The 13,366-nt window shown below is 72.1% G+C and carries 16 protein-coding genes; 9 read left to right on the top strand and 7 right to left on the bottom strand.

Translation table 11 applies throughout. The features are described 5' to 3' along the window. Positions 1 to 41: 41 nt before the first annotated feature. Together AC07EG_RS25445 and AC07EG_RS25440 are read left to right on the top strand one after the other, a co-directional pair. A complete protein-coding gene (locus AC07EG_RS25445; RefSeq protein ID WP_478255682.1) occupies positions 42 to 1,061 on the top strand; it encodes a YhjD/YihY/BrkB family envelope integrity protein in 1,020 nt (339 codons plus the stop codon). A 101-nt stretch (positions 1,062 to 1,162) separates the two neighbouring features. Further along, the gene (locus tag AC07EG_RS25440) at positions 1,163 to 1,888 is read left to right on the top strand and encodes an ANTAR domain-containing protein (RefSeq protein WP_478255681.1); all 726 of its coding nucleotides are present in this window, start codon (positions 1,163 to 1,165) and stop codon (positions 1,886 to 1,888) included. Here AC07EG_RS25440 and AC07EG_RS25435 read toward each other — a convergent pair whose 3' ends face one another. Both AC07EG_RS25435 and AC07EG_RS25430 read right to left on the bottom strand, forming a co-directional pair. Further along, positions 1,889 to 2,287: an ATP-binding protein gene (locus AC07EG_RS25435; RefSeq protein ID WP_478255680.1), complete on the bottom strand. Its 399-nt coding sequence runs from the start codon at positions 2,285 to 2,287 to the stop codon at positions 1,889 to 1,891. A gap of 115 nt (positions 2,288 to 2,402) precedes the next feature. Then, positions 2,403 to 3,857, bottom strand: a complete 1,455-nt coding sequence (locus tag AC07EG_RS25430) for a glycoside hydrolase family 76 protein (RefSeq protein WP_478255679.1) — start codon at positions 3,855 to 3,857, stop codon at positions 2,403 to 2,405. 101 nt (positions 3,858 to 3,958) lie between these two features. Between AC07EG_RS25430 and AC07EG_RS25425 the strand changes: the two genes are divergently transcribed. Then, on the top strand, positions 3,959 to 4,945 hold the full coding sequence (locus tag AC07EG_RS25425; RefSeq protein ID WP_478255678.1) for an MsnO8 family LLM class oxidoreductase: 987 nt from the start codon (positions 3,959 to 3,961) through the stop codon (positions 4,943 to 4,945). A gap of 194 nt (positions 4,946 to 5,139) precedes the next feature. Beyond that, a complete protein-coding gene (locus AC07EG_RS25420) occupies positions 5,140 to 5,790 on the top strand; it encodes a class II aldolase/adducin family protein (RefSeq protein WP_478255677.1) in 651 nt (216 codons plus the stop codon). On the opposite strand, the gene AC07EG_RS25415 is transcribed toward AC07EG_RS25420, so the two are convergent. Further along, positions 5,791 to 6,522, bottom strand: a complete 732-nt coding sequence (locus AC07EG_RS25415) for an SDR family NAD(P)-dependent oxidoreductase (protein WP_478255676.1) — start codon at positions 6,520 to 6,522, stop codon at positions 5,791 to 5,793. Between the two features lie 84 nt (positions 6,523 to 6,606). Between AC07EG_RS25415 and AC07EG_RS25410 the strand changes: the two genes are divergently transcribed. After that, a complete protein-coding gene (locus AC07EG_RS25410; RefSeq protein ID WP_478255675.1) occupies positions 6,607 to 6,969 on the top strand; it encodes an ArsR/SmtB family transcription factor in 363 nt (120 codons plus the stop codon). Between the two features lies 1 nt (position 6,970). Here the strand turns inward: AC07EG_RS25410 and AC07EG_RS25405 are convergent, their stop codons facing one another. Continuing rightward, positions 6,971 to 7,930, bottom strand: a complete 960-nt coding sequence (locus AC07EG_RS25405; protein WP_478255674.1) for a helix-turn-helix domain-containing protein — start codon at positions 7,928 to 7,930, stop codon at positions 6,971 to 6,973. Between the two features lie 52 nt (positions 7,931 to 7,982). Between AC07EG_RS25405 and AC07EG_RS25400 the strand changes: the two genes are divergently transcribed. Next, the gene (locus AC07EG_RS25400; protein ID WP_478255673.1) at positions 7,983 to 8,375 is read left to right on the top strand and encodes a cupin domain-containing protein; all 393 of its coding nucleotides are present in this window, start codon (positions 7,983 to 7,985) and stop codon (positions 8,373 to 8,375) included. Here AC07EG_RS25400 and AC07EG_RS25395 read toward each other — a convergent pair. Beyond that, the gene (locus AC07EG_RS25395) at positions 8,256 to 9,383 is read right to left on the bottom strand and encodes a TDT family transporter (RefSeq protein WP_478255672.1); all 1,128 of its coding nucleotides are present in this window, start codon (positions 9,381 to 9,383) and stop codon (positions 8,256 to 8,258) included. The two genes, AC07EG_RS25400 and AC07EG_RS25395, sit on opposite strands and share 120 nt — an antisense overlap. A 71-nt stretch (positions 9,384 to 9,454) precedes the next feature. Here AC07EG_RS25395 and AC07EG_RS25390 point away from each other — a divergent pair, with 71 nt between their 5' ends. After that, positions 9,455 to 10,369, top strand: coding sequence for a LysR family transcriptional regulator (locus AC07EG_RS25390; protein WP_478255671.1), 915 nt, complete (start codon positions 9,455 to 9,457; stop codon positions 10,367 to 10,369). Here AC07EG_RS25390 and AC07EG_RS25385 read toward each other — a convergent pair. Next, positions 10,293 to 10,760 (bottom strand): ABA4-like family protein, encoded by a 468-nt coding sequence (locus AC07EG_RS25385; protein ID WP_478255670.1) that lies wholly within the window; start codon positions 10,758 to 10,760, stop codon positions 10,293 to 10,295. The two genes, AC07EG_RS25390 and AC07EG_RS25385, sit on opposite strands and share 77 nt — an antisense overlap. Beyond that, on the bottom strand, positions 10,757 to 11,692 hold the full coding sequence (locus AC07EG_RS25380; protein ID WP_478255669.1) for a hypothetical protein: 936 nt from the start codon (positions 11,690 to 11,692) through the stop codon (positions 10,757 to 10,759). Before AC07EG_RS25380 ends, AC07EG_RS25385 begins: the two co-directional genes overlap by 4 nt. 135 nt (positions 11,693 to 11,827) lie before the next feature. Between AC07EG_RS25380 and AC07EG_RS25375 the strand changes: the two genes are divergently transcribed. Together AC07EG_RS25375 and AC07EG_RS25370 are read left to right on the top strand one after the other, a co-directional pair. Further along, the gene (locus AC07EG_RS25375) at positions 11,828 to 12,457 is read left to right on the top strand and encodes a MerR family transcriptional regulator (protein WP_478255668.1); all 630 of its coding nucleotides are present in this window, start codon (positions 11,828 to 11,830) and stop codon (positions 12,455 to 12,457) included. A 36-nt stretch (positions 12,458 to 12,493) separates the two neighbouring features. Continuing rightward, the gene (locus tag AC07EG_RS25370; protein WP_478255667.1) at positions 12,494 to 13,360 is read left to right on the top strand and encodes a spermidine synthase; all 867 of its coding nucleotides are present in this window, start codon (positions 12,494 to 12,496) and stop codon (positions 13,358 to 13,360) included. Positions 13,361 to 13,366 lie beyond the last annotated feature (6 nt).

Below are 13,366 nucleotides of genomic sequence, written 5' to 3'. Positions count from 1 at the left end.
TCCTGCACGCACCGGGCGGCTCCAGCGGTTAGTAATGGACCGTGCAGAATCTTCCCGCGCGACTCCGAGCCCGCCACCGGTGGATCGACCACCTCTTCCGGGCCGTCGACCGGTACATCGGTTACCACGGGTACCACTACGTGGCCTCGATCACCTACTTCAGCGTGCTGTCGGTGGTGCCCATGCTGATGGTGGCGTTCTCGGTGGCCGGGTACGTGCTGGCCGGGCAGCCGCAACTGCTGCAGGAACTGTCCGACGGCATCCTGCGCGCGGTGCCCGGCCCGCTCGGGCAGGGCGTCGGCGACCTGCTCGGCAAGCTGATCGAGCAGCGCACCTCGGTCGGCGTGTTCGGCCTGCTGATCGGGTTGTACTCCGGCTGGAACTGGATCAACTCGCTGCGGGACGCGCTGACCGCGATGTGGGACCAGGACCGCACCGACCCGCCGCTGCTCCAGATGATCGTCAAGGACTTCCTGGCGTTGCTGAGCCTGGTCGCGGCGTTGGTCGTCTCGTTCGCGCTGACCGTCTCCGGTGGGGCGTTCGGCGACTGGCTGCTGCGGCTGACCGGGCTGGACCACACCGGCTGGGCCGCGCCCCTGCTCGGCATCGGCTCGGTGGTGCTGGCGCTGGTCGCCGACGCGCTGGTGTTCCTCTGGGTGCTGGTGCGGTTGCCGCGGCAGCCGGTCGGCACGCGCAGCGCCGTCCGGGGCGCGGTGGCCGCGGCCGTCGGATTCGAGGTGCTCAAGCAGGCCGGTGGCATCTACCTGCGCCTGGTCAGCAGCTCGCCGACCGGTGCCGCGTTCGGCTCGGTCATCGGCGTGCTGGTGTTCATCTCGCTGGTGTCGCGGCTGCTGGTGTTCATCACCGCGTGGACGGCCACCGCCCGGGACGCCCCGGTCACCGTGCGGCCGCCGGAGCCGGTGGTCGTCCGGCCGGTGCTGCCGCCGCGCCGCTCCGCTTCGGCGCTGCCCGCGGCGGCGGGCGTGCTCACCGGGGTGATCGCCACCCTGGGGGTGCAGCGGCACCGGCAGCGCCGTCGTCACCGGCGGCACCTCGGTTAGTATCGCGTCGGTTCCGTTGAGACGCAGCGGCCGAATTTCGGATGGGGTTCCGGGGTTCGCACGTGTCGGCGGGCTCCTGGTGATGGCTGGGAACGGTTGACATGGAAACAGTGGAGCAGTCCTTGAGACACCTCGACGAGGTCACCGGGGCGCTGGAGGACTTGGCCGCCGCGCTGGGCAGCGCGGACGAGATGGGGCCGGTGCTCCAGGCCGTGTGCGAGCAGGTGATCCGGGTGGTGCCGGGGGCGGATGTGGCCAGCATTACCTTGCGCACGCGCAACGGTGGTTACGAAACCGCCGCCGCCACCGATCAGCGGGCCAACGACATCGACGGCAAGCAGTACGAGCAGAACGACGGCCCGTGCCTGCGGGCGATCAGGACCGGCAAGGTGGTCCGCATCGAGGTCGAGACGGCCGTCGAGCTGTGGCCGGAGTTCGCCGAGGTGGCGGAGCAGCTGGGGGTGCACAGCTATCTGGCCTCGCCGCTCACCGTGGACGAGGACTTCGTCGGCGCGATCAACCTCTTCGGCTTCGGCGGGCACGGCTTCCGCGAACTCGACGAGAAGTACCTGGAGCTGTACGCCGTGATGGCGGAGACCACGGTGCGCGGCACCCTCCGCTACCTGCGGGCCCGCGACCACATCACGCAGCTGCGCCGGGCGATGGAGTCGCGGGCGGTGATCGAGCAGGCCAAGGGCATCCTGATGGCGGCCAGGGGGATGACCGCCGAGCAGGCGTTCCAGGAGCTGGTGGACCGCTCCCAGCAGGAGAACGTCAAACTGCACGCCGTGGCGTCGAGGTTCGTCGCCGAGATGTCCTCCGGCTGATCAGGCCGGCGGCAGGTCCTTCGCCAGCCGCACGGTGGTGCCGGTGGGACCGCCCTCGATGCTGACCTTGTCCATCAGCTGCTCCATGATCAGGCGGCCGTGCCCGCGGCTGCCGCGGTCCGGCGGCGGGGGCCGCCAGGTGCCGTGGTCGGAGACCACGATCTCCAGGCGGCTGCCGTCGAGCACGGCCCGCAGGTGCACCCGGCCGTCGCCGGCGTCCCGGTAACCGTGCTCGATGGCGTTGGCGCACGCCTCACCGGCGGCGATCAGCGCGTCCTGCACGAGTTCCTCGGGCAGGCCGCCGCCGGTGAGCCAGGCCCGCAGGGCGTGCCTGGCCGGGGCCAGTGCCGCCGGGTCGGCGGGGAGGGCGTCGGTGTACGCCCGTTCTTCGTCCCGCACAACACCACCTCGGCAGGAAACAAACCACGCTTTTCGCGGTCTGGTAAGGAAATCACTCGAGCGGCCGGTTTCCTGCGAGGCTACGCGCCGGGTCTGTGACCCGCAATCCGAGCTCTTACGGGGTGGCGTTGAGCAGGTCGAGCACGCTGTGCTGGCGGGCGGCGTCGGCCACGTCGAACGGGCCCGCCCAGCGCAGGCCGTAGGTGTTCAGCGCGGTCCGGTTGTGCGCGTACGCCGAGTCGGCCTGCCGCCGCAGGTAGGTCGTGTATGGACGGTCGGGCAGGGCGTTGTTCAGCTTGCCCAGCCCGCGGGTGTAGGCGCCCTTGAAGCTCGGCCCGTCCGCGGCGCAGTTCGCCGGTTCACACGGGTCGCGCAGGATGCCGCCGGGGTTGAGCGTGCCGTCGGTGGTGGAGGCGTTGGCCAGTTGCCGGGCCCTGGCCAGCAGTCCGGGGTCCCCGGTGGCGCGGTTCAGCTCGGTCAACCCGGCCACCAGCACCCCCTGGTTGTAGGACCAGACCGGGTTGCCGTCGTTCACGCACGAGCTGGTCAGCCCGTCGTTGACCAGGTTCGCCGAGTTGATCATGCCGCTGGCGCTGAACCACGCCCAGCCGGCGCTCGCCCGCTGCCGGAACACCGTGTCGCCGGGGATCCGGTTGTGCAGGGCGGCGTTGAGCTGGATGTAGAGCGAGTTGGTGATGGCGTTCTTGACCGGCCGGTCGGTGCGCCACCACACCCCGCCACCGCACACGCCGTCCCAGTAGGCGGCCATGTGCTCGGCGTCGATCCGGGCGGTGTGCAGGTAACGGCTGTCGCCGGTCAGGTCGTAGGCGGCCACCCAGGCCAGGCCCCACCAGCCGGTGTCGTCGAGGTACTCGTTGCGGAACTCACCGTGGTGCGCGGAGCGGTTGCGGTCGTAGGTGTTGGCGATGGCGTACTGGTAGCTGTTCATACCGGAGACGCGGATGCCGTCGATGATGCCGTTCAGCGCGTTCGCCGCGTTCCACCAGCCGGTGGTGCGGAAGAGGCCGGTGCCCTGGTCGTAGAACTGCATCAGCCCGGTGGCCGCGGCGGTGCGGCGGTCCCAGGCGTTCCAGGTGGTGCGGGCCCAGGCGGTGCAGGCGATGGCGCTCTGCCCGGCCGGGCGGCCGCAGGCCCGCAACGCGCCGACGCCCCGGTTGGCCCAGTCGTCGACGTTGTACATCATCGTGCGCCAGCCGCCCGCACCGGCGGGCACGGTGGTGGCGCCGAGCTTGCTGCCCGGCGCCCAGGTGTGCCCGCCGTCGAAGGACCGGTCGAGCCAGACCTCGTCGCCGGTGCTCGCGCCCGAGACCGCGGCCCAGCCCATCGCCGCGCCGTCGTCGAAGAGCAGGGCGTACCGGCGGCCCGCGAGGTCCGCGGTGACCGCCTGCCGCGGTTGCGGGGCGAGTGCCGGGTCGCGTGGCTCGCAGTGCTTGTTGCAGATGGCCGCCGACGGCGCTGACGGTGCTGTCGGCGCGGCCTGCGCGGGGACGGGGATAAGGGTCAGCAGGGCGGCCGCGGACACGACGGCACCCAGCAGTGATCTCGTCATTGAGACCTCCGGGAGGGGGAAAGGGGAGCGATTCGGACGGTAAGTAGGCCGTTACGCCTGGTCAATGGGAATGTCCGGTACTGACCGGCGTTGGAATCGTGGTGACCGTTCCGGACCGTTTTTCGGTGCTCGACCGCTCGCCGCTGCCCCGTGGCTCGACGCACGCCGCGGCGCTGCGGGACACCGTGCGGTTCGCCGTCGAGCTGGAGCGGCTGGGGTACCACCGGTTCTGGGTGTCCGAGCACCACTCGGTGCCGGGGATCGCCGGCTCGGCGCCGACCGTGCTGGCCGCGGCGGTGGCGGCGGCCACCTCCCGCATCCGCGTCGGCACCGGCGGGGTGATGCTGCCGAACCACCAGCCGCTGGTGGTCGCCGAGCAGTTCGGCGTGCTGGAGGCGCTGCACCCCGGCCGGATCGACATGGGGCTCGGCCGTTCGGTGGGCTTCACCGGCGGCATCCGCCGCGCGCTCGGCCACGACAAGGCCGACGCCGACCGGTTCCCCGAGCAACTCGCCGAACTGCTCGGTTACTTCACCGGTGACCAGGAGGCGCACCCGTCGGTGCACGCGCGGCCCGCCGAGGGGTTGCGGGTGTCACCGTTCGTGCTCGCCACCGGCGCCGGCGCCGACCACGCCGCCGACTTCGGCCTGCCGCTGGTCGTCGCCGCGGTCGGCGGGGACGACCGGATGGTGGAGACGATCGCGCGCTACCGTTCGCGCTTCCGCCCGGGCGCCTGGGGATCGGCGCCGTACGTGGTGGTGAGCCGGGCGGTCGCGGTGGCCGAGACCACCGCGCGGGCCCGGGAGCTGCTCGTTTCGGAAGCGTGGTCCAGCGCCTACTCGCGCACGCGTGGTGAGTTCCCGCCGCTGCTGCCGCCCGCGGAGGTGCTCGGTCTCGAAATGACCGGCAGGCAACGCGAATACTTCGAGGAGTCACTGCGCGGCCAGATCTACGGCACCGCCGGCGAGGTGGCGCAGGCACTGGAGAAGCTCGCCCATGCCACCGCGGCGGACGAATTCCTGATCACCACCAGCGGTTTCGACCGCGAGCAGCTGCTGGCCTCCTACCGCGCGCTCGCCTCGCTCTGAGCTCGCCTCCAGCCCCAGCGCGGCAGTTGCGCGGTAGCGGCTGTGCTCGGCCGTCACGCCGTGGCTCGAGCAGCTTGGCCCCGGCCCGGCGAGTACGTACCTTGTGGGGCGTGGGCGTCCGGCGTACCCGGCAACGGCCGCGCCGGCGCCGGGGCAGCCGAATTTGTCCACAATGGACCTTGTGGAGGCGGTAGATGTTGCTCGCCGACGAGCGCGCGCAGGTGTGCGACCACGCGCGGCGGATGACCGCGGACGGACTGGTGGTCGGGACCTCGGGGAACATTTCGGTGCGGGTGGGTGAGCACGCCGCCGTGACCCCGACCGGGGTGGACTACGCCGTGCTGCGGCCGGAGGACGTGCCGGTGGTGGCGCTCGACGGTTCCCCCGTCGACGGCGAGCTGCGGCCGACCAGCGAACTGCCGATGCACCTGGCCGTCTACCGGCGGGCCGAAGACCCGGACGGGGCCCCGATCACCGCGGTCGTGCACACCCACTCGGTGTACGCGACGGCGGTGTCGACGCTGGTCGCCGAGGTGCCGCCGATCCACTACATGCTGGCCGCGATCGGCCCGACCGCGCGGGTGGCCGACTACGCCACCTACGGCACCGAAGCCCTCGCCGAAGCCGTGCTCACCGCCCTGGACGGCCGCCGCGGCTGCCTCCTCGCCAACCACGGCACCCTCACCTACGGTGACGGCCTCCCCGCGGCCTACCACCGGGCCCAGCAACTGGAGTGGTGCTGCCAGGTCTGGCTGCTCGCCCGCGCCGCCGGTTCCCCCTCGATCCTCCCCAAGATCGAAGTGGACCGCGTCCACGACAAGCTCCGGACCTACGGCCAGCGCTGATCAGACCACGCTGAGGCCGCCGTCAGCGGTGATGGTGGAGCCGGTGAGGTAGCTCGAGCGGGACGAAGCCAGGAACAGGACGACCTCGGCGATCTCCCGCGGATCGGCGGTCCGGCGCAGTGGGGCGGCGGCACCGAGGTCCGCGACGGCCTCCCCGTTCTGGGCGAGGACGGCGTCGGTGTGGGTGGGGCCGGGGGAGACGTTGTTCACCCGCACGCCCGAGCCCGAGAACTCGGCCGCCCACGTCCGGGTCAGCGACTCCAGCGCCGCCTTGCTGGCGCTGTACACCGAAGAATTCGGTAGGCCCAGGGTGCCGCCGATGCTGGTGACGTTGACGATGCTGCCGGAACCCTTCGCCAGCATCTTCGGTACCAGTGCGGCGGTGAGGAAGTACGGGGCGCGCACGTTGACGTCGAAGATCGCCTCGAAGTCCGGGAGCCCCTGCTCGACCGTCGGCGCGAAGGGGAAGATGCCGGCGTTGTTGACGAGGACGTCCACCTCGCCGATCTCGGCGGCCAAGCGCCGTACCGAGTCGAAGTCGGTCATGTCGGTGGCGACGAAGGCCGCCCGGCCGCCGTCGGATTCGATTTCGGCGACGGTTCGGGCACCCCGCTCGGGGTTCCGGCCGGTGACGATCACGGTGGCGCCTTCACGGGCGAGCAGCCGGGCGGCCGCCCGGCCGATTCCCGACGTGGCGCCGGTGACAAGAGCCCGCTGGTCCAGGAGTTCCATCTCAACATCCTTCGTTCGATGTTCGTCAACTATCGAATAAGTTAGCAGAACATTCGCCGATCATCGAACGAGTAGGCTGGAGGCATGCGGCACCAGCGTCATCCCGAGGTCGGCGAGCTGAAGCTCACCGAGGTGATGGCCGCGCTCGGTGACCCGCTGCGCGTCGGCCTGGTGCGGCTGCTGTCGGACGGTGCGGAACGCAACTTCGGCGAACTGCGGGCGCCGGTCGCCAAGTCGACGCTCAGCCACCACCTGAAGGTGCTCCGGGCGGCGGGCATCACCTGCAGCCGCGACGAGGGCACCCGCTGCTACGTCCGGCTCCGGCGGGACGACCTCGAAGCCCGGTTCCCGCACCTGCTCGACGCGGTGCTGGCCGCCGCCGCGGACGAGGGCGTCGGCGAGCACGTCGGCCTGAACAGCGCACCCGAGGCGGGCGGCTGCTCCTGAGTCAGGCCGGGAAGCGCCGCCGGTAGGCCGTCGGCGTCAGGCCGGTCCGGCGCCGGAGCTGGGTGCGCAGGTTCGACGCCGTGCCGAGGCCGCTCGCCCGCGCCACCAGTGCCAGCCGCTGTTCCCCGCGTTCGATCAGGCGGCAGGCCAGCGACACCCGTTCCGCGGTCAGCCACGCCAGCGGTGTGGTGCCGAGTTCGGCGCGGAACCACCGGTGCAGCGTCGCCGGGCTGACCGCGGCGAAGGCCGCCAGGTCGCCGATGGTCAGCGGCTGGTCCAGGTGTTCCTGCGCCCAGGCGAGCACCGGCGCCAGCGACGCGCCGGGCACCTCCGGCACCGGGCGTTCGATGAACTGCTGCTGCCCGCCGTCCCGGTGCGCGGCGAACACCAGCCGCCGGCTGACCGCGTTCGCCACCTCGGCGCCGTGGTCCTGCCGGATCACGTACAGGCCCAGGTCCAGCGCGGCGGCGCTCCCGGCCGCGGTGAGCACGTTGCCGTCGTGCACGAAGAGCACGTCCGGCGCGAGGTCGACGGCGGGGAAGCGCGCGGTGAACTCGGCTGCCCAGCGCCAGTGCGTCACCGCACGCCGTCCGTCGAGCACCCCGGCCGCGGCGAGGGTGAACGCGCCGGTGCAGAAGCTCACCAGCCGCGCGCCCCGGTCGTGGGCCCGCCGGATCGCGTCGAGCACGCGCGGGTCGGGCGCGGACTCCGGATCCGGGCGGTTCGGCACGATCACCGTGCCTGCCTCGTCCACGGCGTCGAGCCCGCGGACGCCGGACAGCGTGAAGAACCCCTCGTGCATGCGGATCGACGGCTCGGCCGCGCACAGGGCGAACTCGTACCACGGCCGGTCCAGCTCGGGGCGGCGCAGCCCGAACAGCTCCGTGGCCACCCCCAGCTCGAACGGGTTGGACCCGTGGTCGACGACGGCGACCACCCGATGCGAGGATTCACGCGACATGTGCGATTCCTAGCACTCACACCCGGCCCGCGCCAGCGCCCATGCTGAACGCATGAGCAAGCAAACGATCTCCCTCGACGACGTGCTCGCCGGTTTCGACCAGGCGTGGAGCCCGCGGATCATCGCCTTCGTCAACGACTACGACGTGCGCGTGGCCAAGTTCGCCGGTGAACACGTGTGGCACGTCCACGAGGACACCGACGAGTTCTTCCTGGTGCTCGACGGCGAAATCCGCATCGCCCTCCGGGACGGGGAGGAACGCGAAGTCGTGCTGCCGAAGGGGGCCGCCTTCGTGGTGCCGCGGGGGACCTTCCACAAACCGTCCTCAGTAGACGGTGCTTCGGTGCTGCTGTTCGAGCCGACCGGCACCCTGTCCGTCGGCGACCAGCACGACGCGATCCCCGAGCACGTCGACGAAACCACCGGTCACGTGGTGGCCACCTGAGCGGCGGAACAGGCGCACCGTCCGCGGTGCCACCGTCAGCCAGGCGGTCACCAGTGCCAGGTAACCGGCGACCGCGACCACGGCGAACAAGCCGGAGTGCACCCGGGCGTACAGGGCGCTGGCGCCGGTGACCACGGTGCCGACCGGGAAGGTGAAGCTCCACCAGGTCAACGCGAACGGCAGGCCGCGGCGGGCGGCGCGCAGGGTGACCGCCGCGGCGATGGCCGACCACAGCAGGGCGAAACCGAGCGCCGGCACACCGTAGAGCAGGGCGAAGGCGGTGGCGGCCTGGCCGTACGGGGCGGGCAGCACCGTCGAAGCGGGGTCGGCGAGCAGGTTCGCGGCGGTGATCGACTGGCCCAGCGGGCCCAGCACGATCCACACCGTCGGCACGTTGTCCGACCGCCCCAGCACCAGTTGCTGCCAGATCTGCGGCAGCAGGCACAGGGTGGCGAACAGGCTCACGCCGAACATGGCGTAGCACGCCAGCACCATGGCGAGCCGCAAACCCGGTGGCAGGTGCGGCACCAGCAGCGCGCCACCGGAGGCGGAGACCATCGGCGGCACCACCGGCATCAGCCAGCCGGCGAAGGTCTGCGACGGCCGCACCTGCTGCGTGGTCATCATCTTCACCGGCACCCAGATCGCCGTGCCGAGGCCGAACACCGTGCCGGCCGTCCACAGTGTCCAGTCGACGGCGAGGGCGGCGTCCAGGCCGAGCCAGTCCCTGCCCAGCAGCAGCGCGCCCGAGCCGACGGTGCACAGCGCCATCGGCGGCGCACCCCAGAACTGCGCCATCACCGGGTCGTCGGCGTGGGACCGGCGCAGCCGCACCGCCGCCGTCGCGCTGACCACCACCAGCAGGACCGCGGCCACCGCCCAGACCAGGGTGGCGGCGGTGCGGAAGCCGGGGAACTGCAGGGGCAGGGTGGCCGCGGCGGTGGCCACGATGCCGGTGCCCATGATCGAGGCGAACAGGTTGGGAGCGATTTCGGGAGTGCGGGTCACCGCCCCACCCTCCGGGGTGAACGGGGGTCGGCAGTAGACCCCAAAGCGCTATGGATGCATAAACTCCGCCTATGCCCCTGCCGCCGCGTGTGCGTGATCTGACCAGCTTCGACCTGCTGCTCAGCGTGGCCGAGCTGGGCAGCATCGGCCGGGCCGCGCGGGCGCACGGCATGTCGCAGCCCGCGGCCAGCGTGCGGCTGCGGCAGCTGGAGGCGCACGCCGGTGCGCCGTTGCTGGACCGCGGTGCCCGGGGTGCCCGGTTGACCACCGAGGGGCAGCTGGTCGCCGGCTGGGCCCAGCCGGTGCTCGACGCGGCAGCCGATCTGGCGGCCGGGATCGCCGCGTTGCGCGCCGATCGCGACAGCCACGTCCGGATCGCCGCCAGCCTCACCGTCGCCGAGTACCTGTTGCCGCGCTGGCTGATCGCGCTCAAGGTGGTCGATCCGGGCACCGTGGTCGCGCTGACCTCCGGCAACTCCGCCGACGTCGCCGCGCAGGTGCTCGCGGGCACCGTCGAACTGGGCTTCGTGGAGGGCCCGGGCCTCCCGGAAGGCTTGCAGCACAAGGAAGTCGCGCGTGACGAACTGGTGCTCGTGGTGGCCCCGGGGCATCCGTGGGCGGCCCGGCGCCGCCGCCCGCGGGCGGCCGAGCTGGCGGCGACCCCGCTGGTCAGCCGCGAGCCGGGGTCCGGGACTCGCCAGGCGCTGGAACGGGCTCTGCGGGCACACGCCGTCGGTGCGCTCGCCGAGCCCGTGCTGGAGGTGTCGTCGACCACGGCGATCAAGGCCGCCGCGGTCGGCGGCATCGGGCCCGCCGTGCTCAGCGCGCACGCCGTCGCGCCGGAGCTGGCGGCGGGCACGCTGGTCCGGGTCGCCGTGCCCGGCCTGGACCTCGGCCGGCGCCTGCGGGCTATCTGGCCGACCGGCCGGACCCCGCGAGGCCCGGCTCGCGAGCTGCTCGCGATCGCCCTGCAACCGAGCGGATGACCAGCCAGGCCAGCGCGCCGACCGGGGCGAGCAGGATGGTCAGCACCAGCAGCGGCGCCATCAGCAGCGGGTGCACGCCGACCTCGCGGTTCTCCAGGTACACCCACCGCCCGACGAACAGGTCGAAGGCGATGATGTGCGCCCACACCAGCGTCGCCGCACCCGGCTCGGCCACCAGCTCCTGCAAGCCGGCCAGCGACGGCTGGGCCACCGCGGGCAGCACCTCGGCCAGCCGCGGCACCGCGACCAGCAGGTAGAGCAGGGCCGGTGGGGCGAACACCAGCGGTGAGGCGAGGAGCTTCCGCGTCCAGGTCCAGCCGGGGGCCAGGATCATCAGCGCCCAGAACGGCGCGACCAGGACGAAGGTCAGGTCGAACAAGGTGGGCATCATCGCTGGTGCTCCAGAACTCGCTGGGGGACAAGGGCTTTGCCAGTGGCGAGCGCGGTGGCGAGCACCAGTGCGGCGAACGCGCCGAGGGTGAGCGCGTCCGGTTCGACCAGCGGCTGGCCACGCAGGGCCTGCCAGGTGACCAGGGCGAGCAGGCCGGCGTAGGCACCGGAAGCCACCCAGACCAGCCGCCTGCGGACGTCGGGATCACGCAGCACCGGCACCCGGTTGGCCGCGGCGGTCAGCGCGATCAGCAGCAGCGGCAGCACCTGCAGCGCGTGCATGCCGACGAAGTGCGGGATGCGCAGGTCGCCGCCGGTGGTGCTCCACCCGGTGACCGCCATGCCCGGCCCGCCGTCGGGCACCCCGACCGCGTGCGCGCCGATGGTGTCGGTGATGCCACCGGCCAGCTGGTCCGCCGTCGGCAGCACCATCAGCACACCCAGCGCCAGGCCGATGCCCGAAAGCAGCATGCCGAGCCGGATCGCGGTGGCCGACGCGCGATCGGCGTACTTGCCGGCCAGCAGCACCGCGCCGAGCACGAAGTGCGCCACCAGCAGCACCGAGATGGTGCCGCCCATCAGCTTGAACACCAGCGCGTCGAACTCGGTGGACTGGTTGAAGTGGCTGCGCGTGCCGCGGACGACCTGCCCGACGATCGCCACCATTTCGACCGAGCCCGCCACCACGATCACCGTGCCGGTCCACCAGCCCAGCCGCGGCCAGCGGGTCTGGAAGGTCAGCATCCAGGCCCAGGTCAGCGCGTAGGCGCCGAGCGACACGGCGAACTTGAACGGCTTCAGCCAGATCGGCGCGCCCAGCAGGACGCGGTCGTCGAGCACCAGCCCGGCGGCGGCGAGCACCGCGGTGCCCGCCATGGCCGCGGTGAACAGCACCAGCGGCCGGTGCCACGTCCGCATCGAGCCCACGTCCATCGTTCCTCCCAGTATGGATAGTGGCGCTTTCTACTATCGGATACTGACACTATCCACTCAGTCGAGTGAAAGGCAAGCGGAAATGGATAGCGGTGGTGTCCGTAGGCTGAGACCCGGAACCAGGAGGCGTGAGGCATGCGGGTAGCGGAACTGAGCAGGCGGACCGGGGTCGCCGTGCCGACGATCAAGTACTACCTCCGCGAAGGGCTGCTGCCGCCCGGTGAGCTGACCAGCCCGAACCAGGCCCGGTACGGCGAGGAGCACGTGCGGCGGCTGAAGCTGGTGCGGGCGTTGCTCGAGGTCGGCGGGCTGTCCATCGCCGCGGTTCGCGACGTGCTGGAAACCATGGGCAATCCGGACAAGTCGATGTACAAGGTGCTCGGCACGGTGCAGCGCAACCTGGCCGCCCACCTGCCGTCGGCGGGCGGCCCGGCGCAGGAGGCCGCCTGCCGGATCGCGCACGAGCTGATCGAACGGCGCGACTGGCAGGTCAAACCGGACGCGCCGCCGATGCAGGCGCTGTCCGCGGCGCTGGCCACCCTGCTCGAACTGCACGGCGAGGACCTGTTGCAGCTGCTCGACGCCTACGCCGAGGCTTCCGAGCGCATCGCCGAGGTCGACATCGACTACACCCGGCGCGGCGCCGATCGCGGGGAGGCGGTGGAGCGGATGGTGATCGGCACCGTGGTCGGCGACGCCATCCTGAGCGCCCTGCGGCGGCTGGCGCACGAGAACGAAGCCGCCCGGCGCCTCGGCAGCGGTTAACGTTGGGTACTCGAACGAGTGATGGGGGTGAGCGGCATGGGGCGGCGGAGCAGGGCGGGCGCGCCGGTGGCCGGGCGGTACCCGGTGCGGTTCGGCACCGCGGAGCTGATCCGCGACCTCGACCGCGCGAACGGCTGGCAGCTCAGCGTGGACGGCGTCCCGCAGTCCTATGTGGATCTTGATCGGCCGTCGCACCTGGAGTTCGAGTACGTGCGCCGGATCGGCGACGTGGTCGACTGCCTGCCGGGGCTGGCGCTCGACGTGCTGCACGTCGGCGGCGGCGCGTGCACGCTGCCCCGGTACATCGCCGCCACCCGGCCGGGTTCGCGGCAACTGGTGTTCGAAGCGGACGGTCCGCTGATCGAACTGGTGCGTGCGCAGCTGGACCTGCGGGCGGTGCCGGGGTTGCGGGTGCGCGAGTCCGACGGCCGCGAGGGCCTGGCCACCCGCCGCGAGCGGTCGGCCGACCTGGTGGTGCTGGACGCCTTCGAACGCGCGTCGCTGCCCAGCCGCCTGGCCACCCTCGAGTGCACCGGGGACATCGCGCGGGTGCTGCGGCCGACCGGCACCTACCTGGTCAACATCTCCGACGGCCCGGGGCTGGAGTTCGCGCGGCGGGTGCTCGCGACGGTCACCTCGGTGTTCGAGCACGTCCTGCTGCTGGCCGAACCGGCGATCCTGCGGGGCAGGCGGTTCGGCAACCTGGTGCTGGCGGCGTCGGCGGTGGAACTGCCGTCCGCCGAGGTCGCCCGCCGCGCCGCCGCGGCCGCCTTCCCGGCGCGCTGCCTGACCGGCCACGAGCTGAAATCCCTGCGCGGCAAGGCGGAACCGCTCACCGACGCGGCACCGGTGACCGGTCCGGTGCCGCCCGGCGACGCCTTCGGCCTGGCCGGGCGGCGGTGAACCCGC

It is taken from the genome of Amycolatopsis sp. NPDC045836 (assembly GCF_056431745.1).
This window is presented reverse-complemented; position numbering and strand designations above follow the sequence as displayed.